Annotated in this window: 20 protein-coding genes; 10 read left to right on the top strand and 10 right to left on the bottom strand. The window is 41.6% G+C overall.

Going from position 1 to position 23,744, the window contains the following annotated elements; all coding sequences use genetic code 11:
- Positions 1 to 12: 12 nt before the first annotated feature.
- From fusA to G4420_RS08505, 5 genes are all read right to left on the bottom strand, one after another.
- Positions 13 to 2,127, bottom strand: coding sequence for an elongation factor G (fusA, locus tag G4420_RS08525; RefSeq protein ID WP_163323197.1), 2,115 nt, complete (start codon positions 2,125 to 2,127; stop codon positions 13 to 15).
- Positions 2,128 to 2,167: 40 nt separating this feature from the next.
- Positions 2,168 to 2,644, bottom strand: coding sequence for a 30S ribosomal protein S7 (gene rpsG, locus G4420_RS08520; RefSeq protein ID WP_163323196.1), 477 nt, complete (start codon positions 2,642 to 2,644; stop codon positions 2,168 to 2,170).
- 135 nt (positions 2,645 to 2,779) lie between these two features.
- Complete coding sequence (rpsL, locus tag G4420_RS08515; RefSeq protein WP_038558978.1) at positions 2,780 to 3,154, bottom strand: 30S ribosomal protein S12; 375 nt, start codon at positions 3,152 to 3,154, stop codon at positions 2,780 to 2,782.
- A gap of 297 nt (positions 3,155 to 3,451) precedes the next feature.
- Complete coding sequence (locus G4420_RS08510) at positions 3,452 to 4,756, bottom strand: HlyD family secretion protein (protein ID WP_163323194.1); 1,305 nt, start codon at positions 4,754 to 4,756, stop codon at positions 3,452 to 3,454.
- A 20-nt stretch (positions 4,757 to 4,776) separates the two neighbouring features.
- Complete coding sequence (locus G4420_RS08505; RefSeq protein ID WP_163323192.1) at positions 4,777 to 6,966, bottom strand: peptidase domain-containing ABC transporter; 2,190 nt, start codon at positions 6,964 to 6,966, stop codon at positions 4,777 to 4,779.
- Positions 6,967 to 7,152: 186 nt separating this feature from the next.
- Here G4420_RS08505 and G4420_RS08500 point away from each other — a divergent pair, with 186 nt between their 5' ends.
- Together G4420_RS08500 and G4420_RS08495 are read left to right on the top strand one after the other, a co-directional pair.
- Positions 7,153 to 7,677 carry a hypothetical protein gene (locus G4420_RS08500; protein ID WP_204273633.1) on the top strand — a complete coding sequence of 175 codons (525 nt, stop codon included), beginning with the start codon at positions 7,153 to 7,155 and terminating at the stop codon, positions 7,675 to 7,677.
- Positions 7,678 to 7,724: 47 nt separating this feature from the next.
- Positions 7,725 to 8,225, top strand: coding sequence for a hypothetical protein (locus G4420_RS08495; RefSeq protein WP_163323190.1), 501 nt, complete (start codon positions 7,725 to 7,727; stop codon positions 8,223 to 8,225).
- A 93-nt stretch (positions 8,226 to 8,318) separates the two neighbouring features.
- Here G4420_RS08495 and G4420_RS08490 read toward each other — a convergent pair whose 3' ends face one another.
- Positions 8,319 to 8,609: a hypothetical protein gene (locus tag G4420_RS08490; RefSeq protein ID WP_163323189.1), complete on the bottom strand. Its 291-nt coding sequence runs from the start codon at positions 8,607 to 8,609 to the stop codon at positions 8,319 to 8,321.
- Between the two features lie 122 nt (positions 8,610 to 8,731).
- Between G4420_RS08490 and G4420_RS08485 the strand changes: the two genes are divergently transcribed.
- The 8 genes from G4420_RS08485 (at position 8,732) to G4420_RS08450 (ending at position 17,923) form a co-directional block, all read left to right on the top strand.
- Positions 8,732 to 9,415 (top strand): response regulator transcription factor, encoded by a 684-nt coding sequence (locus G4420_RS08485; RefSeq protein WP_163323187.1) that lies wholly within the window; start codon positions 8,732 to 8,734, stop codon positions 9,413 to 9,415.
- Between the two features lie 24 nt (positions 9,416 to 9,439).
- Complete coding sequence (locus tag G4420_RS08480; protein ID WP_163323185.1) at positions 9,440 to 10,723, top strand: sensor histidine kinase; 1,284 nt, start codon at positions 9,440 to 9,442, stop codon at positions 10,721 to 10,723.
- Between the two features lie 163 nt (positions 10,724 to 10,886).
- Complete coding sequence (hemA, locus tag G4420_RS08475) at positions 10,887 to 12,140, top strand: glutamyl-tRNA reductase (protein WP_163323183.1); 1,254 nt, start codon at positions 10,887 to 10,889, stop codon at positions 12,138 to 12,140.
- Positions 12,137 to 13,849: a hydroxymethylbilane synthase gene (hemC, locus tag G4420_RS08470; RefSeq protein WP_163323181.1), complete on the top strand. Its 1,713-nt coding sequence runs from the start codon at positions 12,137 to 12,139 to the stop codon at positions 13,847 to 13,849. The genes hemA and hemC overlap by 4 nt, the downstream gene beginning before the upstream one ends.
- Positions 13,850 to 13,860: 11 nt before the next feature.
- Positions 13,861 to 14,844: a porphobilinogen synthase gene (gene hemB, locus G4420_RS08465; RefSeq protein ID WP_163323179.1), complete on the top strand. Its 984-nt coding sequence runs from the start codon at positions 13,861 to 13,863 to the stop codon at positions 14,842 to 14,844.
- 3 nt (positions 14,845 to 14,847) lie between these two features.
- Positions 14,848 to 16,140, top strand: coding sequence for a glutamate-1-semialdehyde 2,1-aminomutase (gene hemL, locus G4420_RS08460; RefSeq protein WP_163323178.1), 1,293 nt, complete (start codon positions 14,848 to 14,850; stop codon positions 16,138 to 16,140).
- 160 nt (positions 16,141 to 16,300) lie between these two features.
- Positions 16,301 to 17,332, top strand: coding sequence for a uroporphyrinogen decarboxylase (hemE, locus tag G4420_RS08455; RefSeq protein ID WP_163323176.1), 1,032 nt, complete (start codon positions 16,301 to 16,303; stop codon positions 17,330 to 17,332).
- Positions 17,333 to 17,470: 138 nt separating this feature from the next.
- A complete protein-coding gene (locus G4420_RS08450; RefSeq protein WP_163323175.1) occupies positions 17,471 to 17,923 on the top strand; it encodes a hypothetical protein in 453 nt (150 codons plus the stop codon).
- A 551-nt stretch (positions 17,924 to 18,474) separates the two neighbouring features.
- Here G4420_RS08450 and cobA read toward each other — a convergent pair.
- The 4 genes from cobA to G4420_RS08430 form a co-directional block, all read right to left on the bottom strand.
- The gene (gene cobA / locus G4420_RS08445) at positions 18,475 to 19,200 is read right to left on the bottom strand and encodes a uroporphyrinogen-III C-methyltransferase (RefSeq protein ID WP_163323173.1); all 726 of its coding nucleotides are present in this window, start codon (positions 19,198 to 19,200) and stop codon (positions 18,475 to 18,477) included.
- A 2-nt stretch (positions 19,201 to 19,202) separates the two neighbouring features.
- Entirely contained in the window at positions 19,203 to 20,042 is an 840-nt protein-coding gene (locus tag G4420_RS08440; protein WP_163323172.1) for a Rossmann-fold NAD(P)-binding domain-containing protein, read from the bottom strand.
- A 46-nt stretch (positions 20,043 to 20,088) separates the two neighbouring features.
- Entirely contained in the window at positions 20,089 to 21,789 is a 1,701-nt protein-coding gene (gene cysI / locus G4420_RS08435; protein ID WP_163323170.1) for an assimilatory sulfite reductase (NADPH) hemoprotein subunit, read from the bottom strand.
- A gap of 146 nt (positions 21,790 to 21,935) precedes the next feature.
- A complete protein-coding gene (locus tag G4420_RS08430; RefSeq protein WP_163323168.1) occupies positions 21,936 to 23,741 on the bottom strand; it encodes an assimilatory sulfite reductase (NADPH) flavoprotein subunit in 1,806 nt (601 codons plus the stop codon).
- Positions 23,742 to 23,744 lie beyond the last annotated feature (3 nt).

Here is a 23,744-nt window from a genome sequence, read left to right as displayed (position 1 = left end):
AATTGTTATAAATTATTTTAATAAATCAACTTTTCCATTACAATCTGCCAATACTTTCTCAGCAAGGCTACGTGGAACTTCTGCATAATGGCTAAATTCCATTGATGAAGTAGCACGACCCGAAGAAAGTGTACGCAATACTGTTACGTAACCAAATTGTTCTGACAGTGGAACTTTAGCTTCGATTACTTTTGCGTTACCCTTGCTATCCATGCTTGCAACTTCGCCACGACGACGGTTAAGGTCGGCAATAATATCACCCATGTACTCCTCAGGAGTTACAACCTCAACTTTCATAATTGGCTCAAGAAGCGCTGGTTTCGCTTTTGATGTAGCACTTTTAAATGCCTGACGAGCACAAATCTCGAACGATAACTGGTCTGAATCCACAGGGTGGAACGAACCGTCGATCAATGTTACTTTCAAGCTGTCGACAGGGAAACCTGCCAAAGGACCATTCGACAATGCATCTTTGAAACCTTTTTCAACAGAAGGAATAAATTCGCGTGGAATACGACCACCTTTTACAGCGTCGATAAATTCCAATCCAACTTTTCCGTCTTCTGCAGGTTCAACTTTAACAATAATATCGGCGAATTTACCACGACCACCGGTCTGCTTCTTGAATACTTCACGAAGTTCAACTTCCTGAGTAATCGCTTCTTTGTAGGCAACCTGAGGAGCTCCCTGGTTACATTCTACTTTGAATTCGCGTTTCAAACGGTCAACCAGAATTTCGAGGTGCAACTCACCCATACCACGGATTACAGTCTGACCTGAATCTTCGTCGGTATTAACAACGAATGTAGGATCTTCCTCGGCTAGTTTTGCCAATCCGTTTCCAAGTTTGTCAACGTCTTTTTGCGACTTAGGCTCAATAGCAATTCCAATTACCGGCTCAGGGAAGTCCATGCTTTCCAGCTCAATTTGGTTTTTAAGATCGCCAAGTGTATCACCTGTACGGATATCTTTAAAACCTACTGCAGCACAAATATCTCCTGCTTCGATAGAATCTTTTGGGTTTTGCTTGTTAGAGTGCATCTGGTATAAACGCGAGATACGCTCTTTTTTACCTGTACGCGAGTTGTATACAGAGTCACCGGCATTTAATGTACCTGAATACACACGAATAAATGCCAAACGACCAACGAATGGGTCGGTAGCAATTTTAAATGCTAATGCAGCCAAAGGCTCATCGGCATCAGGTTGACGTGTAACATCCTGGTCAGTTCCCGGTCTTTTACCCTTAACTTCACCTTTATCAAGAGGCGAAGGTAAAAACTCACAAACAGCATCCAGCAAACGCTGAACACCTTTATTTTTAAATGCTGATCCACACATCATTGGAATGATTACTCCTTCCAAAGTTGCTTTACGGATAACAGCCAACATCTCTTCTTTCGTAATTGAATCAGGATCTTCGAAGTAACGCTCTAAAATTGCGTCATCTACTTCCGCGATTGCTTCAACTAAGTTTTCTTTCCACTCTTCAGCTTGCTCAACTAAATCAGCAGGAATTTCGTCAAGAACATACTTGGTTCCCATTGCTGCATCGTCTTCCCAACGGATAGCTTTCATTTCTACAAGGTCGATTACCCCTTCGAAACTTTCTTCAGATCCAATAGGGATTTGCATTGGCACAGGGTTGGCACCTAATTTTTCTTTAATCTCGTTGTAAACGTTAAAGAAATCGGCTCCCTGACGGTCCATTTTATTTACGAATGCGATACGTGGAACACCGTACTTTTCAGCCTGACGCCATACAGTTTCAGACTGAGCTTCCACACCACCAACGGCGCAGAACAAAGCTACAGTTCCGTCCAAAATTCTCAGTGAACGCTCAACCTCAACAGTGAAGTCAACGTGTCCCGGAGTATCAATAATGTTGATTTTATGCTCAATATCGTTGTGCTTCCAGAATGTAGTAGTTGCAGCAGAAGTAATAGTAATACCTCTTTCCTGCTCTTGCTCCATCCAGTCCATGGTAGCAGCACCATCGTGCACCTCACCAATACGGTGAGTCAAACCTGTATAATACAGAATTCGCTCTGTTACCGTGGTTTTTCCGGCGTCGATGTGCGCCATAATACCAATGTTCCTGGTATATTTCAGATCTTGTTTAGCCATTTTTTAACCTATTTTCTATTACCAATTTTACTAAACTATTCTAGAATCTGAAGTGTGCGAATGCACGGTTAGCTTCGGCCATTCTGTGTGTATCTTCTTTTCTCTTGTATGCTCCACCTTCTTCATTGAAAGCAGCAACGATCTCTGCAGATAATTTATCGGCCATAGATCTTCCCGAACGTTTACGGGCAAACAAAATCATGTTTTTGATACTGATAGCGGTTTTTCTTTCCGGACGAACTTCCATTGGAACCTGGAAAGTAGCACCACCTACACGGCGGCTCTTAACCTCAACATTCGGAGTAATGTTCTCCAATGCTTTTTTCCAAACATCAAGAGGAGACAACTCTGTCTCTTTTACTCTTTTTTCTACCATGTCCATAGCCTCGTAAAATACCGAGTAGGCTGTTGATTTTTTACCATCAACCATAAGGTCATTTACGAATCTTGTTACTAAAGTGTCGTTGAATTTTGGATCCGGCAAAAGGATCCTCTTCTTTGGTTTCGACTTTCTCATTTTAAAACTTTTTAGTGTTATTCAAATCGGCTGCCCTAAGGCGGTCTTCAGTTCATCTCCGGAAGACATTAGAGAGAATTCCTTACTCAACCAAACCACTGCAAATAACGTAGTTAATTACTCTTTTTTACTTTCTTATTTTTTCGGTCTTTTCGCACCATATTTCGAACGACGTTGTAAACGTCCTTCAACACCCGCAGTATCCAGAGCACCGCGAATTAAGTGATAACGTACACCCGGAAGGTCTTTTACCCTACCTCCACGTACAAGCACAATTGAGTGCTCCTGAAGGTTGTGGCCCTCACCAGGAATGTAAGCATTCACCTCTTTACCATTTGTTAACCTAACCCTTGCAACTTTACGCATTGCCGAGTTTGGTTTCTTTGGCGTAGTGGTATAAACACGAACACATACTCCACGACGTTGTGGGCATGAATCTAAAGCCGGAGATTTACTTTTCTCAACTTTAGTTTGTCTTCCTTTTCTAACTAACTGTTGAATAGTTGGCATAACTACCTGTTTTTTATATAGTTAATAATCATTATCCAAAATGGACTGCAAAATTATGCAAAAATCCTTAATTATCAATCGTTTCGAGACGAAAAAGCGCACTTTCCCCCTAAAAACGGCTCGCAAAAGTACAAATTATTATTAAAGAACAATAGATTTCTACCTTTTTTTTGAAATAATTAAGATTGAAATGGATTGAGAGAGAGAAGATTGAAGAAGGAAGCCGGAAGCATCAGACAGCATTGAAAACGACAGAAGAAATAGGCAAAACAACCGACAACCGAATACTGAAACCGCTTATTGCTTTATTCTTTCTTTCCACAGCGATTTTAATGGATTAAAAATTCGCTGGATCAAACGCAGATCCTCGGTAATAATTTCGGCCTGCCCCATTAACTGACTTTGCATTTGCAGCTTGTTATCGTAATTAGTAACCAAACCATTAGGGAAAGTGATCTCTACCATATAAAAACTATCTTCGGGCACCAGCGAAACACTTTTCACTTTACCACGCACCAAACCATATTCCATGTAAGGATAATTGTCGAATTTCACATTCACATCGAGCCCTTCTTTAACTTTTCCCGATCCACGAACAGGCAATTCTACTTTCCCGACTACCTCGCCTACATCTTCGGGCACAATGGTTAATACACGGTCGCCCTCGGTAATATTCTGATTTTCGGCATAAAACTTATTAAACGTTACTACACCATCAATTGGCGATCGCAACACATAAGTAAGGAACCAATTGCTTGCCTGGCTTTTCAAATTATTAAAAGCCTCAATGAGGGCCGATTCGTATTGAATTTTAAAATCGCGATATTCTTTTTCGTTTTCAATAATTTTCTGATCCAGTTCGCTGATACCGATTTGTCGCTCTGCCAGAGTTGAACGTATACCGTCGAGTTCCGATTTTTTACTCAACATTTCCGATTCAGCCTGCTCCAGAACAGTCGACGAAACCACCTCGCCAGCCAGTAGTTTTTTCTGGCGTTCGTAATTGCGTTGTTTAATCTGATATTCTTTATCAATGGCCACTTTTTGCTCCCAAAGGCGATCATATAAAATCCGGGCGTTTTTCAACTGCTCCTTATACGACTCCTCTTTTAATATATAATAGTTGCGTTGGTAAAACTCATTCAGCTCCTCGTAGCGGGTTAAAAACTGCGAATAATACTCCTGAACAGCACCCAACTGCAGACTTTTATTAAAACGCTGCGAAACAGAAAAATTGAGCGTATCAAAAGCGGGCTGAACAGTACTTATCGTCTGCTCCAACTCAAGCACATCGGTATAATCTGCCGGATTTTCAATTAAAGCGATTGTTTGCCCTGCTATTACATGATCCTTATCGTCAACAAATAGTTTATCGATTTTACCTGTTGCACGGGCAACCAGTGTAGCCGGCGGATTTTCGGTAGTAACCACAATATTCGAGCGCAGAATATCAGGGTAATAAAATATAAAGCTAAAAATAATGATGAGCGAAAAGATGGCAACAAACACAAGAATCCCGTATCGCACAATGCGCGATGGAACTCCGCCAAGTATCTCCTGTACTTCGCCGGAACGTAACTCTATTTTTTTGTCATCAGCCATTGGTCACTTGTCATTAGCCATTAATTCCCCAACTCCAATTGATTTTTTACCAGTTGATAATATTTTCCTTGTTTTGTAATCAGCTCTTCGTGCGTGCCGCGCTCAACAATTTCACCTGTTTCGAGTACTACAATCTGATCTGCATTTTTTACCGTACTTAAACGGTGTGCCACAACAACCACTGTTTTACCGGCCGAGAACTTGTCCATGTTTTCCATGATCATTTTCTCGTTGTTGGCATCAAGCGCATTAGTGGCTTCATCAAAAAACAGGTACTCCGGCGATTTATAAATAGCCCGAGCGATCAATATTCGCTGTTTTTGCCCCTGGCTCAGGCCAACGCCTTCCTGTCCTATTTTTGTATTGTAACTCAAAGGTAAAGCTTCAATGTACTCCTGAATGTTAGCCATTTTAACTGCATTCAGCAAACGCTCCTGATCAATGAGTTCGTCATTCACCACAATATTTTTTGCAATGCTGTCGGAAAATATAAAACCATCCTGCATTACCACGCCACAGTTGTCGCGCCACATTTGCGGCGAATAATTGGACAGGCGAGTTCCTCCAATTTTAATATCACCTGCAATCGGCGGGTAAAAACCAAGCAACAATTTTATTAATGTGGTTTTTCCACTACCGCTGGTTCCAACAATTGCAGTAGTTTTCTTTTCCGGAATCTCGAGATTGATATTATTTAACACCTTTGGCGAACGTGGCCCTTCATACTGAAAAACCAAATCGTTAACCGATATCCCCTTATTTTCAGGCAGATTTCTCACATACGACTTACCGGCTTCACTCTCATCCTTTTTCTCATGTATCTCTGCGAGGCGCTCCAAACTGATCTTGGCATCCTGTGCTGTGTGCATAAAATTAATCAATTGGCGCAAAGGTGTATTTAGCTGCCCTATTATGTATTGTATTGCCAGCATCATACCAAGGGTTAATTCGCCATTCACCACCGCCGTAGCAGAAATAATTATAATAAGAATGTTTTTTGTTTCATTAATAAATACCGAACCCGCATCCTGGTACTGCTGCAGCGAAAGACTTTTCACACTCACTTTAAAAAGCCCGGCCTGAACACGCTCCCACTCCCAGCGCTTTTGCTTTTCGTAGTTGTTCAGTTTTATCTCCTGCATTCCATTAATGATCTGGATAAGCTTACTCTGATTTTCCGAAAGTTTACTAAACCGCTTAAAATCGAGCTCGCGCCGCCGTTTCATAAAAACATAGATCCAGACAAAATACAAGGCCGAACCGACAATAAAAATGAAAAATATAGTCCAACTGTAAATGGCCAGCACAATAGCAAAAACCACCAAACTAAAAACCGAGAACAACACCCCGATTGACTGGGCCGTTAAAAAGCGCTCAATCCGGTCATGATCTTCAATTCGTTGTAAAATATCACCGATCATTTTCGAATCGAAAAAGCCCAGCGGCAATTTCATCAGCTTGATCAAAAAATCGGATATAATAGAAATATTAATACGTGTACTGATGTGCAAAAGAATCCACGAGCGAATAAATTCGACCGACATACGGCTGATGAACAAAACCAGTTGAGCGATAAGCACCAGGTAGATAAAACCGATATCCTGGTTATTGATACCAATATCAACTACACTCTGCGTTAAAAATGGCAATACCAGCTGAATACAGCTTCCCAAAAAGAACCCTAGAATTAACTGAATTACCAGTTTTTTGTATGGTTTTAGGTAATTAAATACAAACTGAAATCCGGTACGCTTAACTTGGTCGTCTTCACTCTGGTAAAAATCGGGTGTAGGTTGTAAAAGCAGGCAGATTCCTTTTTCTTCGCCCCCGGAAACGGTTGATATCCATTTTTCGCAAAACTCCTTCTCCGAATATTCAACCCGTCCAAAAGCCGGATCCGCCACGCAAACTTTCCCTTTCTTAAACTGATGAACAACAACAAAATGTTCCTGTCCCCAATGCACGATACAAGGTAATGGTGCCTCTTTCTTTAACTGCTCAAAAGTAATTTTTACTCCCATCGAGCGCATACCTATGGCTTCAGCAGCATCGCTGATTCCCAGCAACGACACACCTTCGCGGGTGATATAGGAGTTTTCGCGAAGAAATTCGGTGGTGTAATGCTTCCCGTAATATTTAGCCACCATACGTAAACACGTAGGGCCGCAATCCATTGCATCAAATTGTTGATAAAACGGGAACTTTGACATAACTTACTTTTGTTGCGGAAAGATAGAAAAAATTCTCAATGCTCCCGCCAGTATTGACGATTTGATACTAACAGAGTTATCAGCATACAAAATCCTGGAGCATCGATTTTTGTTTTTATCCTTTGCTATAAAGTTGATAATATGAATTAACTATATTTGTTAGCGCTAAACATAATTAGTTTCAGAATGCACCTCAAAATTCGAATTTCTTTATTCATGCTTTTTTGCCTGCCTGTATTTGCACTGGCCCAACAGCCAAAATACGACATTAAGGTTGTTAGCTGTATTGAATCGCTGGTTCCGAGCGGCCTGGGAAGATCGCGAATGATTTCGCTGGTTGTGGAAGTAAATTACCAGGATTTTACCTCGCAACAAACGGCAGCAAAAAACGACAAAAACAAAAGTAAACGAAGTGAAATACGCATTAAGGAATATGAAGAAACCAAGTTACTGAACTTCTACAACGAAGGAGGAATCCGGTTCCAGAACATTGCCTCGAATGATGCGTTGATAACATCGAAAATTAACGAAATGCTGTCCAACGGATGGGAGCTGTTTGATGTAAAAACCGGTGTTGAAAGCAAAATGGCCAATGCCAGTGTGAAAAAAGAAATCTTCAAGGCACTGATTAATGACGATAGCGAAAGTGCGAATGATCCGAACGGATTATTTCTTACACGATATTATTTCAGAAAAGAAATTAAAGAATAAGGATTCGTCATTCAGAACAAGTTATAAATCACAAAAACAAATACAAAATGAAACAAGCACTCATGTTCATCCTTTTGGCGATATTTTTATCGCCGGCAGCTAACGGACAGGAAACTCCGCAATACGAGGTAAAAATAATTACCACTATCGAATCGATCATTCCAAGTGGCGTTGGCCGTTCGCGTTTAATTTCTACCGATCACGAAGTGGATTACAAAGAATTTACCACACGACAAACAGCCGAAAACGGAGACAGAAACAAAAGCGACCGCGAAGAAATTCGTATTAAGGATTACGACGAAACAAAGCTGCTCAACTTTTTTAATGTTGGAGGTATCCGTTTTCAGAACATTGCTTCGAACGATGCATTGTTAACCTCTAAAATTAACGATATGATGAGCCAGGGATGGGAACTGGCTTTTGTAAATACCGGTGTTGAAAGTTACGGCGGTGCTGATGACACCAATGGTATTTTTATTACACGTTATATCTTTAAACGCCAGAAAACAGAAGAAACGCCTTCGCTTCAGGATACAATCCCGGAATAAAACAATACAAAAAAACACAATAGAATTACTGTATAAAAAGTTGATTCTATTGTGTTTTTTTGTGATCTCACATAACTCTACAACTCCCCGGGATCATAACAGAATAAAGATCAGATAAATTAAAGCTGGCAAAAAACCAAGCAACGATATTGGCCGTGCCGAATTCTGAAATCGTTCTTTCTCGCTTAAATAATAATATAGTGCAACCGGCAGCACTGCAATTACCATACTTATTCCAAAAAAATCGAAAAATGCCACCTTTTCAGTTAGAAAACGAAATTGGTGCGCTCCTTCCCTAAAATAAAAAATGGCAGCAGAAATAACGGCTGAAACAAGAATAATTACCACCGGATAAATACGGCAACAAAGTTTATTTTTTTGCATAGCGCAAGATAATTATAAAGTTTTTGAACGGTACAACTTAAAGGCCATATTCTAACTCAGTTCGAACAAATGACGACATAAGATTGAAAAGTTATTATATTGCAAATTGAAAATAAGCATTCATGAAGATTCTGATTATAGAAGACGAAATAGCTTTATCCGACGCCATTTTTCAGTACCTGACCGATGAAGGTTATGTGTGCGAAACTGCCTACGATTACAACACGGCGGCCGAACATATTGAAATTCATTTTTACGATTGCATTTTGGTAGATATTAATTTGCCGGGCGGCAGCGGGCTCGACCTTATCCGGCAGGTAAAAAAGGACAATAAAAAAATGGGGATCATTATTATTTCGGCACGCGATTCGGTGGAAAACAGAATTGAAGGACTCGAAATTGGTGCTGATAATTACCTCACAAAACCTTTTCATCTGGCCGAATTAAATGCGCACTTAAAATCGATTAACCGGCGAATAAATTTCGATGGCGACAATCATATTCTGGTCAACGAAATAAAGATTCTTCCTGATTCGCACCAGGTTTTTGTAAACGACGACGAGTTGCAACTCACCAAAAAAGAGTACGAACTGCTTCAGTTTTTTGTGGCCAACAAAAACAAGGTAATTACCAAAACAGGTTTGGCACAACACCTCTGGGGCGACTATATGGACATTGCCGATTCGTACGATTTTATATACGGCCATATTAAAAACCTGCGCAAAAAGCTCATAAAAAAAGGATGTGCCGATTATATTAAAACTATTTACGGCGTTGGTTATAAATTTGATTTAACCCAGGAATAAAAGGCAAAGCCAGAAAGAAAAATAATGAAACTACTTACCAAAATAAGTCTCAATTTCCTCTCCATTTCCCTTTTCATTTTTCTGGTAGGGCTAATTGCTTTTTATTTTTTACTCCGACAGCAAGTAAACCAAAACATTAATGTTGAGCTGCAAAAACGGCAAACCAGTATTCTGAACGAATTGAAATCCGCACACTCGGCTGCTACCACACCGACCGATTTTGAAAAAAAGGTTGAAATAACTCCGATTCCTGCTAACCAAACTCCGGTTGAAGGTTATTCCGATACGCTAATTGTGAACAATGAAACAGGCGCTTACACCGCTTACCGTCAACTGCAGTTTGTTTCGGAGATTGGCGGGCAAAAATACCTGGTACGAATCTTTAAATCGCACGCCGAAACCGACAACCTGATGGTCCGCATTATTTTATCAATGACTCTGTTGGTAGTTGCCCTTATTGTAGGACTTTTGGTGCTAAACCGGCATATTTCGCAAAAAACACTAAAATCGTTTTACGACACCATCAACAAAATAAAAAAATACGACCTGAACACCCACGAAGATTTTCAGTTGAAAGAAAGCGACATCAAGGAATTCAACGAGCTAAACAAGGTTTTAACTTCGATGACCGAGCGCATAAAAGAAGACTATTATAACCTGAAGGAATATACTGAAAATGCCTCTCACGAACTGCAGACTCCCATTGCCGTAATTATTTCAAAAATGGAGCTTTTGCTGCAGTCGGATTGTATGCAGGAGAAAGAACTAAAAACAATTAGTGACGCGTACGAAGCTTCCAACAAACTTTCGCGCCTGACCAATACCTTGCTGTTGCTTTCTAAAATTGGAAACCGTCAATTTCCGGAAGTCAAAAAAATCGATTTAACTCAAATTATCAACACCCAACTTTCGTTCCTTGAAGATGTTATCGAAAGCAAAAAGATTTCGGTGGTAAGCCCCGGCAAAGCATATTTTGTTGAAATGAATCCGTACCTGGCCGACATTCTTATTTCCAACCTGTTAAAAAATGCCATACGCCACAATCATAAAAACGGTTCTATTTCAATATCCACAACGGAAACGCAACTAACGATTGCCAACAGCGGTGAAAAAATCGAGGGAAACGCCGACGATATTTTCAAACGATTTTACAAATCATCATCCTCCGACAGTTCAGTTGGATTGGGGCTTGCCATCGTTCAGAAAATATGCGAAGTTTCGGGTTTTAAGGCCCTTTATTCCTATGAGAATAATTTGCACAATTTTAGCATTATTTTCAACCCGGAAACAAAGAATTTTGAAGACTGAATCTCAAAATAACAACACCGCTTAATCTCCTGTTTTTCTGACACATTAACACAACACTTACAAGCCTTTGTTCAATACCCCTCCAAATCTTGTTTTTTCTACAGATTTTCTACAGATTGTTTTAATAGTATTGTTTCAAAATCAAGACTTAATCAATTCATTCATGATAGGATTACTTGGATTAAACCACAAAACTGCTCCTATAAAAGTTCGCGAAAAATTTGTTTTTTGCGAAGAAGATGTGAAGCGTTTTGTGCCGCAATTAATCGACGCAGGTATAAACGGTGCAATCGTTGTTTCGACATGCAACCGTACCGAAATATATTTTGACTACCCGGAAAAAGACATTTTTGATTGTACATCAACATTGGCAAAAATGCTTTTTGACTGGAGGAAAGCGGATAAAAGTGTGGGAGCACATTTTTACCACAAATTTCAGGACGAAGCTTCGCAACATTTATTCCGTGTAGCATCGGGCCTCAACTCAATGGCGCTGGGCGAATATCAGATTGTTGGCCAGTTGAAAGATGCTTTTGCCATTGCCGACAAATATGAGCTGCACACTCCAACTCTAATTCGCCTGTTTAACAAGGCTTTTGAGGCCGGTAAAAAAGTTAGAACAGAAACTGCACTCTCAAAAGGAGCCGTTTCAATTAGTTACGCTGCCGTTGAACTGGCTAACAAAAAACTGCACAATCTTAGTTCGCATCCAACATTGTTGCTTGGAGCTGGTCAAACAGGTGAACTCACACTGCAAAATCTGCTGAAAAAAGGATGCAGCAAGTTCACCATTATTAACCGTACCGCAGAAAAAGCGCAGGAACTGGCAAAACGCTACAAAGGAGTGGCCAGAGAATTTTCGGAACTGCAAAATGAACTGGTTCACAACGACATTGTAGTTACATCAACCGCATCGAAAAAGCCACTTATTACAAAAGAAATGGTGGAACAGGTAATGATTGAAAGACAATATAAACCAATGTTTTTTGTCGATCTTTCAGTACCGCATAACGTTGCACCGAACGTAGCAGAAATAGAAAATGTTTTTGTTAACGATATCGATGATTTAAATGCCGTTGTCGATAAAACATTTGATATTCGTAAGGGTGAAATTGAAAAAGCAGAAGCTATCATTGCCGAGTTTGTTACCGATTTTAGCGACTGGCAACACACCCGTAACCTTACTCCGACTTTCCAAAGCATCAGCGATAATTTCAAGAAAATAAATGAAGCCGAACTCGAAGGTTTTATCAAACGACAGTCGAAAGACAACACCGATGAAGCTTCGATGTACGCCGACCATATTACCAATAAATTTATTCGCCTGATGATTAAAAACGTTAAATCGATCACCGATAACGGGCGTAAAAAAGAATACATCGAACTCGTTAACGATCTGTTCAAGCTCGCTCCATGAAACATATAATTCGCATTGGTACACGAGGCAGTAAACTTGCCTTATATCAAGCTTATAGGGTAAAAGATGAACTGAAACCAAAATTCCCTGAAAAGCAATTTGAGATTGTTGTTATAAAAACAAAAGGCGACAAAATTCTGGATGTCCCGTTGTCAAAAATCGGCGATAAAGGCCTTTTTACCAAAGAGCTGGAAGTAGCCATGTTCAACAACGAAATCGACATGGCCGTGCACAGTTTAAAAGACCTTCCCACTATTTTTCCTGAAGGAACAAAACTGGGAGCCGTACTGGAAAGAGGAACCGTTAACGACGCACTGGTCAGCAAAGATCATTTAAAACTTTCGGAACTGACTTCGGAGCATATAATCGCAACTTCAAGTTTACGCCGCAAAGCACAATTGCTTCGTTTGAATCCCGATTTTAATATCGTTGAAATCAGAGGAAACGTAAACACGCGCATCCGCAAAATGAATGAAGGTTACTGCGATGCCATGATCATGGCAGGAGCCGGATTACAACGTTTAGAAATGGATGATGCGATCACCGAAATTCTTGACCCGGAAACAATGATTCCGGCGTGTGGTCAAGGTGCAATCGCAATCGAAATAAAAGATAACGATCCGGAGATTGAAGCAATTATTGCGCAGATCAATCACAAGGAAACGATGATTACAAGTTCGGCAGAACGTGTGTTTCTGAATTCTTTGGAAGGCGGTTGCCAAATTCCGGTGGGAAGCACCTGCAAAGTTGAAGGTGATCAGGTAAAGATAACCGGTTTTATTGCCAGCATCGACGGAAGTAAATTTTTGAAAGAAACGGCAACCGGACCGGTTGAAGATGCCAATGAATTGGCAAGAAACCTGGCCAATAAATTATTTAACGCCGGCGGAAAAGAAATTCTGGATGCAATCCGCACGGAGAATTTACCTGTTACAAAAACGGAACTTCCGCTAAATGACAAGGTGATCATTTCAACTCGTCCGGCTGATATTCACGATGATCTTCCTGAGCTGCTTACAAAAGCAGGCGCATCGGTTGTTTCGCTGCCAATGATTCAAATTGAACAGACACAACTGACTGCAGCAGAAGAACAATCTTTACAAAATCTCGATCAGTTTCAGTGGATTATTTTCACCAGCAAAAATGGCGTTGTTAGTTTCTTCAAACAACTTATCGAAACCTTAGGCAATACCACTTTGCCCAACGATTTAAAGATTGCCGTGATTGGCAAAAACACAGCAGCAGAACTGGATTATTACGGTTATGCGCCGTATTTTACGGCAAGTGAGAATTCATCTGACGGCCTGCTAAAGGAATTAGCAGAGAAGCACAATCTGCAAAACCAAAATATTTTACTGGCCCTCGGAAAGCTGGCCGGTGATAAACTGGAGACCGAATTGTCAAAAACAAATACAGTTACCCGTATCAATACATATCAAACGGTAAAACCATCGGGTGCTGATTCGAAAATACTGGATACGATTTCGAATGACAATTACGATCTGATCGTATTTACAAGTCCGTCAACGTTTAACAATTTCTGCCACTTTTATGGCACTGAAAATATTTCATGTGTGAAAATGGCCAGCATTGGTGAAACAACCTCGGAAGCTATCCGACAAGGTGGTGCCGAACCATTGGTTACCGCAGAAAATTCAAATGCTGAAGGACTGTACAAAGCAATAATCGACTATTATCAAACCAAATAAAACTACACTATATGATGTTTCCTGAAACAAGATTAAGAAGATTAAGATACAATTCGGTTTTACGCGACATGGTAACCGAAACAAAACTATCGGTTGACGATTTGGTGATGCCACTTTTTGTTTGTGCCGGAACCAACGTTCGCAACCCGATCAGCTCAATGCCGGGCAATTTCCAATTATCAGTTGAAAACCTGGTTGAGGAATGTAAGGAGGTTGCGGCATCAGGCGTGAAAGCGGTTCTTTTGTTTGGCATTCCTGCCGAAAAAGACGAAGACGGAACAGTTGCCTGTCAGCACAACGGTATTGTACAGCAAGCCATTCGTGCCATAAAAGCTGAACTTCCGAATTTGTATGTCATTGCCGACGTGTGTAATTGCGAATACACCACTCACGGACATTGCGGAACCATAATTGATGGCGATGTGGATAACGATACCACACTTGAAACATTGGCCGCACAATCAGTTTCATTGGCAGAAGCCGGTGCAGATATGATTGCTCCGAGCGATATGATGGACGGACGCGTTGGACGTATCCGCGAAGCATTGGATGACAACAAATTCGAGAAAATTCCGATCATGGCTTATTCGGCTAAATATGCATCGGGTTTTTACGGGCCATTCCGTGAAGCTGCGGAAAGTGCACCAAAATTTGGCAACCGTGCCACTTATCAAATGAATCCGGCCAATTCAGACGAAGCCATGCGCGAGGTAGAACTCGACATTGCCGAAGGTGCCGACATTGTTATGGTAAAACCGGCGCTTTCATTTCTCGATATTATTTACCGTGTAAAAACCGAATTCAAAATGCCAACGGCTGCCTATAATGTTAGTGGCGAATTCTCGATGTTAAAAGCAGCTGAAGAGAAAGATTGGATCGACGGGCCGCGTGTGATGATGGAAATTCTTACCTCGATAAAAAGAGCCGGCGCCGATATTATTATTACGTATTCAGCTGTTGAGGCAGCGAAAATTTTGAATGGAATAAAAGGATAGAACATGCAGTTTTCAAAAAGTATAGAAGCATTTCAGCAAGCTCAGCAAAGTATTCCGGGAGGCGTAAATTCTCCGGTTAGGGCTTTTAAAAGTGTTAATCTAAATCCGGTTTTTATCGACTGTGCCAATGGATCAACAGTTGTTGATCTGGACGGAAACCAATACACTGATTTTGTATCGTCGTGGGGGCCACTGATTTTTGGTCATGCACACCCTGAAATTGTTTCAGCCATTAATGAAGCCGCACAAAAAGGAACCAGTTACGGTGCTCCTACCTTGTACGAAACAGAAATGGCAGAGCTAATCGTTGAGATGGTGCCATCGATAGAAAAAGTGCGTATGGTGAACTCGGGAACTGAAGCCACAATGAGCGCCATTCGTTTGGCACGTGGTTACACAGGCCGCGAGAAAATTGTAAAGTTTGTGGGTAATTACCACGGTCACGGAGACAGTTTTCTGATCAAAGCCGGCTCAGGAGCTATCACTCTGGGATTACCTGATAGTCCGGGCGTAACTGCCGGAAATGCAAAAGATACCTTGCTGGCCAATTATAACGATCTGGCTTCAGTAGAACAACTATTCGCTGAAGACGGAGAAAATATTGCTGCAATTATTGTTGAACCGGTTGCCGGAAACATGGGTGTTGTTCTTCCTGAAAAAGGATTTTTGGAGGGACTGCGCGAAATTGCCACTAAAAATGGCGCACTGCTTATTTTTGACGAGGTGATCACCGGTTTCCGTTTGGCAAAAGGAGGTGCACAGGAATACTTTAACGTAATGCCCGATATTACCACTCTGGGAAAAATCATTGGCGGAGGTTTGCCGGTTGGCGCTTACGGTGGTAAAAAAGAAATTATGGATCAACTGGCGCCAAACGGTCCAATATACCAGGCAGGAACTTTGTCGGGAAATCCATTGGCGATGGCAGCCGGAAGCACCATGTTGAAACTGATCCTGAACACTGCCGACTTCTACCCGGAATTGGAGCGGAAAGCTAAAAAGCTGGAAGAAGGAATTCGCAACAACCTGAAAGAAACAGGTATCAAAGCAGTGTTGAACCGTGTTGGATCGATGATGACCTTGTTCTTCACTAACGAAGAAAAAGTGAGCTCATATGAGGAAGCAATGAGTGCAGATACTGCACGTTATGCAGAATATTTCAAAATGTCATTGGAGAGCGGTATGTACATTGCGCCGTCGCAGTTTGAATGTTTGTTTGTTTCGTACGCACACACCGATAAAGATATCGACAACATCATCAACGCCAATTTAAACGCCTTAAAACAATTAGCTTAGGAAGAGAGATTGAAAGAAGATCGATTAAAGATTGATTGTAGATTGATGCGGATTAACTCAATCTCGTCAATCCATTCAATCATTTCAATCAGAAACCAGTTGGATATATTTTGCAGATAGTTACACAAATTTTGTTGATAAGAAAGAAATACCAAAATAGATGGAAAAAGGAATATTTATAAAAACACTTGAAGGGCAAAAAACGGAACGGCCACCGGTGTGGTTTATGCGTCAGGCGGGAAGAGTTTTGCCGTCGTACCTTGAAATGCGGAAACAGTATAGCTTTAAAGAACTGATGCGCGATCCGGAACTGGCAGCCAAAGTTACGCTGCTCCCGGTTTACGATTTGGGCGTTGACGCAGCTATTCTTTTTTCCGATATTCTTGTAATTCCCGAGGCGATGGGAATGGAATTGACATTTACCGATTCAGGGCCACGTTTTGCCACGGCTTTAAAAGACCTTGACGATCCGATGTCACTTATCAATCCGGACGCCACAAAACTGGAATACATTTATGATGTTATCGACAAAATACAGGAAACCAAACCGGCGGATTTCCCGCTGATTGGTTTTTGCGGTGCGCCATTTACAACGCTTTGTTACATGGTGCAGGGATTGGGAACAAACCACACTTTCCCGGATGCGGTTTCGCTGTTGTATAAAGACAAAAAGCTGGCAAAACAACTGTTAGCTGCCATTACCGATTTGTCGATTGAGTACGCATTAAACCAGGTAAAACATGGCATTGCTGCTTTTCAGATTTTTGAAACGCACGCAGGACTTATCCCTGCAGATTTATATATGGAATTGATTATGCCGTTTGTACGAAAAATATCGGCAGCAGTAATGGAAACTGGTACGCCAACCATTTTCTTACCAAAAGGTTTGGGAACCGGTTTAAAACAGTTGCAACCCGGCGATGCCGACTTTATCAGTGTCGACTGGCAGGTACCAATTAAAGAAGCACGCGAAATGATCCCGGCAGACATGGGAATTCAGGGAAATTTAGATCCACGTATTCTGTTTGCCAACCAGGAAGTGATTGAAACAAAATTGCAGGAATACCTTTCGTTTGGAGCAAAAGAAGACAAATGGATTTTTAACGTAGGTCATGGATTTGTTCCCGGCATTCCGGTTGAAAATGCTAAATTCGTTGTCGACTGGATCAAAAGTGCAAACTGGAACGGTTGATTTGAGAATGAAGATTAACGATTTTCGATTGGCGAAGGATAAGAAAACTCCGCTAATGAAAACCGGAAACTGGATACAAAACAAAGAGTCTGCGAAATTAAAACTGAGACTGCAAACTGAGACTGAATACTGAAAATTATGAATCTGAGCGCAATAATCACATCCGACGTAGTAAAAATAATACACGACATTGTTAGTGTATCATTTTTACTTTTGGCGGTTACGTTGATTTACCGCTCGGTTCGTGGAATAAAAAACCACCTGCCCTACGCCAAAACCGACAAGTATGTTGCCATTGCTTTTATTGTGGCCTTGTATCTGCAACTTATTTTAGGGCTGATAATGTTTACGAATCTGGGATCAGGTTTCGATTTTCAGTACATCCCCGACGAAAGCAATAATATGGTTGCCAAAAGATTGTGGCCCGTAGAACACATTGTTCTTATGTTGTTCGCTCTTTTTATTGCCAACCTCGGGTTAATATCTTCATTCCTGACCAGGCAGAGTCGTAGCCGGTTTATAAAAATCCTCGTTTACTATTCTGTTTCAGTTGTGCTAATTGCTATTTCGTTGTTATCGATTTACGCTTAACAGTAGCTTATCAATTTGCCATTTGCCAAACTATCTTTTGAAACCCATAAAAGTTTAAATCTCCTGCCGGAGGCCTTCATTTTTGCCTTAATGCAAAAACGAAGCAAAAAAATCAAGGCTGCTTTTGATCTTTATCCTCCGTTTCATAAAACCTAAATTCGGACGGGTGATCTCCTCAATTCTTCGGAGCTTCCCGCTCTCATTAAGGTTTCATTTCACCTCCTGACAAAGACCAAAAGAGGCCGTTCCACTAATGAAACGCCTTTTTAAAATTCAATATATTTCTACAAATAATAGGTGGCGCTGCAATTCTAGTTCTCCCTAAACCTACAGAGTAATGAAACTGGTGCGGGCTCGTCAAAAATCCGTCAGTCGGGCTAACCTACAACATTGAAAAAACGCAAAGGTTATTTTTTGACAAGATTTTTGGTTCCTTTTCATCGACTGGAAAAGGAACTGCCCGTCTGGCATGAAGACAAAAGAAACGAAAATAATCTGGCCACGAAGTTTTTTGAGTACTGCAAAACAGCAACGAACATTAAATTGCTATATCAACATTCCATTCGTAAATAAATCAAAGCCGGCGTTTTTACAGGTGTTTCGCTATTCAAAGAAACCATCTCCTGCAATGTCCCTTTAAACTTTTGTGCATCCCACCGGCCGGAACGTGAAACGATTGTAGTCTGAATACATTCGCGGTGAAAGACATCCAGCGCCTCGTAAATTTCCTCCAGTACTTTCGTGCCCATGTAAATCACAGCGGTCCCGCGGTTTTCCAGAATACTTACCAACTGTTTTACGCTGAGCAATTTCCCAGCCACATCGCGTCCTGAAAGCAGGTGCAGCGAGTTGCTTCCCCGCCGGTCGGTTAACGGAATACCAAATTCCGCCGATGCCGCATTAAACGCCGAAATACCCGGCACCACTTCAAAAGGGATATTTTTTTCCTGCAGATACGAGGTTTCTTCCGCTCCCCGGCTAAAAATCATCGGATCTCCCGATTTCACACGCACCACCACTTTCCCCTGTTTTGCGTGCTTTTCAATTTTGTGGTGGATGGAGTTTTGCCGCTCCGTTACATCAACGCCATCGCCGGCACGTTTACCCACAAAAATAAGTTCTGCATTCTCCGGGAAAAGCGCCCGAACATCGCGCGAAATCAAGGCATCGTATAAAATCACATCTGCCTCTTTAATACAATTGTGCGCTTTCACAGTGAGTAAATCTGCCGGTCCGGGGCCCGCTCCTACAATATAAACTTTTCCCAACTGTTCCATATCTAAATTCTGTAGGCCCACTCTTCCACTTCTTTTAAGTAGTCCATCGGACTTTGATATACAAACTTATAATCCAACGCCTCAATAAGTTTATCGCTGTTAATCACCTTGTAACTTCCTTTGTCTTTTGAAAACACCGGAATTGGCAGATCACTGATTTTTGCAGCTTTTGCATAAAACTCATTTCGTCCGGGATGCTCAGGGCTCGATGCATTGAACACCTCGCCCCAAATATCTTTTTCAATAATTTGAGTGATGATATTTATGCAATCGTCGCGGTGAATCAAATTTACAGGTGCATCAAAAACCGGTGTATTTTTGCCTTGTACAAAACGTGCCGGATTGCGGTCGTATCCGATCAAACCGCCAAAACGAATTACAGTAGTTTGAAATGCCGGATTATTCAGCAACAGTTTTTCCGCTTTTAACAAAGCTCGCCCACTGGCTTTTTCCGGCGTTCCCTCATCACCTTCTTTTACTTCTGCATTTTTCGATTCGTACACCGACGTTGAAGAAATAAAAAGAACTTTTTTAATGTTCAACTCCTCAACTTTGGCAATCACCTGCTCAATTTTTTTTGGGTATGAGTCCTCCACACAATCTGTTCGCGTTGGCGGAATGCTGATAATAAGCACATCGGTATTGAAAAAACTATTGTAATCCACCGTCAGCGATTGCGCTTTGGCTTTCACATAAAATGCACTAATTCCACTCACCTCAAGCCGGTTGTAACTTTGCGTTGACGCCACCGAACCTTTAACTTTCCAGCCTTTTCGGAGCAATGATCTTCCCAACGCTGTTCCAAGCCATCCACAACCTAATATCGATACTGTTGTTCTCATGTTTGTTTGCTTTTTAAGTTTTGATTTCTACCTGTTACTAATGGAATTAGTGCTTAAAATACTTGCCTTCTTTAATTTCCTCCACATAATTATTGCGGATAACAAAGTCGCCAAAATGCTCTCCATCCTCACGGTTTGCTGCAAAATCAGCAATAATCGGACGTAGCTCGTTCAGTATCCCTTCCTCGTTGATGGTTTGTTTGTAGAGCGTATTCAAACGCGATCCGTTAAAACTTCCACCAAGGTATAAATTGTAGTAACCCGGCGATTTACCGATCAGGCCAATTTCGGCCAGATAAGGACGCCCGCAACCATTGGGGCAGCCGGTCATACGAATTACAATCTCTTCTTTGCCCAGCTCGTGTTCATTCAGTATTGTTTCAATTTTCGATACCAAATCAGGCAGATAACGTTCGGCTTCAGCAAATGCCAGCGGGCATGTTGGCAAAGCAACACAGGCAATTGAATTTTTTCGCAAGCCGGAAATATCTTCAGGAGACACGCCATAAGTTTTTAGTAAGGCATCCACCTGGTTTTTCACTTTTGTGCTCATTCCCGAAATGATCAGGTTCTGATTTCCGGTTAAGATAATATCACCGTCGATCACTTTTGATATCTCACGAAGAGCGGTTTTCAGTTTGTATTCTCCCCGGTCAAGCACGCGGCCGCCTTCTACAAAATAAGTGAGATGCCACTTTTTGTCGCTGCCTTTTATCCAGCCAAAATCATCTCCGTTTCGGTCTAAAACATATTCGCGTTCCGGCTCCAGTTCATACCCCAGGTACTTTGTCAGTTCTGCAACGAACTCCTCTACACCCATTCGGTCGATGGTGTATTTTAAACGGGCCTGTTTCCGGTCTTTTCGATTACCGTTATCACGCTGTACCAGCACCACTTTCTCTGCAACATCAATAATTTGACCTGGGGTACAAAAACCAATTACAGTTCCGGTTCTCGGATAAGTTTCGGGTTTCCCGAAAGTAGTTCCCAAACCACCGCCAACAGCAACATTATACCCAACAATTTTGTCGTTTTCAACAATGGCAATAAAACCCAAATCCTGCGAAAAAACATCACAATCATTATGTGGTGGAATTACAATCCCGATTTTAAATTTTCGCGGCAGGTAACGGTTTCCGTACAAGGGTTCCACTTCCTCTTTACTGTCGGCCACAAGTTTTTTATCCAGCCAGATTTCGTGGTAAGCACCTGTTTTGGGCAAAAGATGCTCGCTGATATTTTTAGCTGTCTCAATCACTTCAGCATGAAACGATGACTGCGCCGGATTGGCATGGCTCATTACGTTACGGTTTACATCGCCACACGCAGCTATGGTGTCCATCAAATGGTCGTTCATTTCTTTAATGGTGGCCTTCAGATTGCGCTTCAGTACACCGTGCAACTGAAATGTTTGCCTTGTTGTCAATTTCAATGTACCATTGGCATATTTTTCCGACAACTCATCCATTGCCAGCCATTGCCCTGGCGTAAATCTTCCGCCGGGCATACGCAACCGTATCAAAAATGAAAAGGCAGGTTCCAGTTTTTGCCGTTTTCGCTCTTTGTCAATATCGCGATCCCACTGCTGATAAATACCATGGAATTTCGAGATTTGCGTATCTCCATCCGATATGGCCCCGGTAATCGGATCGGCCAGACTTTCGGTTAAGGTTCCCCGTAAATAGTTACTATCGTATTTGAGCTTTTCAACTTCTGAAAGCTCCTGCCAGTTAATATTTTCACTCATAATTTTTGGGTTATAGTTTCAGGAGCAACTACATGAAGGTAGTTGCAGTCGCTCCTGCTATTTTTATTTATCCCGATGAACTTTATTCTCGGGATTAGGTCGACTAATAACTTTTAATGCGTTACACTTTTAGAAGTTGAGTCTCACTAATAAACATCGGTTTGGAAACGCTTTTCACGTTTCAAATTTTTCACATATTTTTCGGCTTGTTCCTCACTGATTCCACCCTGAGTTTGAATGATATCAAGCAAAGCCTTGTTTACATCTTTGGCCATGTATTTCATATCGCCACACAAATACAAGTGGGCACCGTTTTCCAGCCAGTCGAACACTTCCTTTTGCTGCTCTTTTAGCTTATGCTGCACATAAACTTTTTCTTCCTGGTCGCGACTAAAAGCCACATCTATTTTGGTTAGTATTTCATTCTTTAATAGCTTTTGCCACTCGGTTTGGTACAGGAAATCGGAGCTAAAACGACGGTCGCCAAAAAACAACCACGACTCTCCTTTAATGCCCATACTCTCGCGATGCTGCATAAAAGCGCGATACGGTGCTACACCGGTTCCGGCGCCAACCATGATAATTTTTGATCCGTTGGCCGGCAATTTAAACGATGGATTTTTGTCGATGTAAATCGGTATTTGCTCATCAATTTCAATGCTATCGGCAAGGTGAGACGAACATGCTCCATTGCGTTTGCGGTTTTTACGCTCGTAACGCACAACCGAAACGGTAACGTGAACTTCCTCTCCCACACTTTCCATGCTTGATGAAATAGAATACAAGCGTGGCGGAATAGGACGTAAAACCTCAACCAGTTTGCGCGCGTTCCACTCGAAAGGGTAATCTTCCAGCAGGTCGAGCACATCGTGGCCATACAAATATTCATCCAGTGCCTCATCGTCGGCAAGCAATTTGGCCAGTTCGGCATTCTTTGTTTTCTCCTGGTATTTGTTCAGCAAATCAAAAGTCAATATTGTAATTTCAAGGTGATGCGACAAAGCCTCCTTTATGCTCATCTCGTCTTCACCAACATCAACTTTCTGTTCCGGATCGAATCCCGTAAAAGCCAGAATATCTTCTACCAAAGCTTCAGGGTTTTTGGTGAAAATCCCCAACGAATCGCCCGGTTCGTATTCCAGACCTGATCCTTCAAGCGAAAGTTCAACATGGTACACTTCCTTGTCGGAATCGCTTCCGGTAATCCGAACTTTCTCTAATACCGTGGCCATATATGGATTTGACTTTGAGAACTCCTCTCCAATACCGCCTGCTGTTGCTGTTGATCCACCTGCTGCGGCAGGTTCCGGAGTTTCAGTAGCCGACAGGTTAAGCAGAAAGTTGTTCATCCACATTTCTGATGGTTGCTCGTAATCCACATCGCATTTTACGGCTGGCGTAATTCGGTAACCACCCAGGTTTTTTAATGCCACATCAATTTCTTCGCCGGTTTTACAAAAATGTTTGTAGGTTTTATCACCCAATGCCAGCACCGAATAGTTTACTCCCTCGAGTTGAGGCGCGCGCGGCCCGGTGACGTATTTGTAAAAATCTTCGGCCATATCCGGCGGATCGCCTTCGCCATGGGTACTAACAACTATCGCTACATTGTCTTCCTCGTGCAGCTTTTTATAATTGTAATCGTACAAACTCAAAACCTGGACATTAATTCCTTTAAACGAAGCTTTCTCTCCTAATTTTTCGGCCAGTCCCTGCGAGTGTCCGGTTTCGGTACCATATAAAATGGTAAGATTAATCGAACTTTGTGGTGCCGGAGCAGCTGCACTTACAGTTGTTCCTGCTGCAGCTGGCACTTCAACTCCTCCAAGGGCTGCCAATCGCCCCTCAAAATAACCATTTAACCAAACAGTCTGCTCTTTATTCAAGCCTTCAACCAACTGGCTTAAAGCACTTAACTGTGCATCATTTAATGGATTTGCTTTTAAACTCATTTT

The organism is Draconibacterium mangrovi (assembly GCF_010586825.1).
Taxonomy (GTDB): Bacteria; Bacteroidota; Bacteroidia; order Bacteroidales; family Prolixibacteraceae; genus Draconibacterium; species Draconibacterium mangrovi.
The sequence above is the reverse complement of the archived record's forward strand: the minus strand, read 5'-3'. Positions and strand labels throughout refer to the sequence as shown.

Bases quoted from the DNA above. Each gene is read 5' to 3' on its own strand.
- hemB (WP_163323179.1), top strand. From the start codon at position 13,861: ATGATGTTTCCTGAAACAAGATTAAGAAGATTAAGATACAATTCGGTT.
- G4420_RS08430 (WP_163323168.1), bottom strand. From the start codon at position 23,741: ATGAGTTTAAAAGCAAATCCATTAAATGATGCACAGTTAAGTGCTTTA.
- hemC (WP_163323181.1), top strand. From the start codon at position 12,137: ATGAAACATATAATTCGCATTGGTACACGAGGCAGTAAACTTGCCTTA.
- hemL (WP_163323178.1), top strand. From the start codon at position 14,848: ATGCAGTTTTCAAAAAGTATAGAAGCATTTCAGCAAGCTCAGCAAAGT.
- rpsG (WP_163323196.1), bottom strand. From the start codon at position 2,644: ATGAGAAAGTCGAAACCAAAGAAGAGGATCCTTTTGCCGGATCCAAAA.
- G4420_RS08480 (WP_163323185.1), top strand. From the start codon at position 9,440: ATGAAACTACTTACCAAAATAAGTCTCAATTTCCTCTCCATTTCCCTT.
- G4420_RS08495 (WP_163323190.1), top strand. From the start codon at position 7,725: ATGAAACAAGCACTCATGTTCATCCTTTTGGCGATATTTTTATCGCCG.
- cysI (WP_163323170.1), bottom strand. From the start codon at position 21,789: ATGAGTGAAAATATTAACTGGCAGGAGCTTTCAGAAGTTGAAAAGCTC.
- hemE (WP_163323176.1), top strand. From the start codon at position 16,301: ATGGAAAAAGGAATATTTATAAAAACACTTGAAGGGCAAAAAACGGAA.
- G4420_RS08505 (WP_163323192.1), bottom strand. From the start codon at position 6,966: ATGTCAAAGTTCCCGTTTTATCAACAATTTGATGCAATGGATTGCGGC.
- G4420_RS08500 (WP_204273633.1), top strand. From the start codon at position 7,153: ATGCACCTCAAAATTCGAATTTCTTTATTCATGCTTTTTTGCCTGCCT.
- cobA (WP_163323173.1), bottom strand. From the start codon at position 19,200: ATGGAACAGTTGGGAAAAGTTTATATTGTAGGAGCGGGCCCCGGACCG.
- rpsL (WP_038558978.1), bottom strand. From the start codon at position 3,154: ATGCCAACTATTCAACAGTTAGTTAGAAAAGGAAGACAAACTAAAGTT.
- G4420_RS08490 (WP_163323189.1), bottom strand. From the start codon at position 8,609: ATGCAAAAAAATAAACTTTGTTGCCGTATTTATCCGGTGGTAATTATT.
- G4420_RS08485 (WP_163323187.1), top strand. From the start codon at position 8,732: ATGAAGATTCTGATTATAGAAGACGAAATAGCTTTATCCGACGCCATT.
- hemA (WP_163323183.1), top strand. From the start codon at position 10,887: ATGATAGGATTACTTGGATTAAACCACAAAACTGCTCCTATAAAAGTT.
- G4420_RS08510 (WP_163323194.1), bottom strand. From the start codon at position 4,756: ATGGCTGATGACAAAAAAATAGAGTTACGTTCCGGCGAAGTACAGGAG.
- G4420_RS08450 (WP_163323175.1), top strand. From the start codon at position 17,471: ATGAATCTGAGCGCAATAATCACATCCGACGTAGTAAAAATAATACAC.
- fusA (WP_163323197.1), bottom strand. From the start codon at position 2,127: ATGGCTAAACAAGATCTGAAATATACCAGGAACATTGGTATTATGGCG.
- G4420_RS08440 (WP_163323172.1), bottom strand. From the start codon at position 20,042: ATGAGAACAACAGTATCGATATTAGGTTGTGGATGGCTTGGAACAGCG.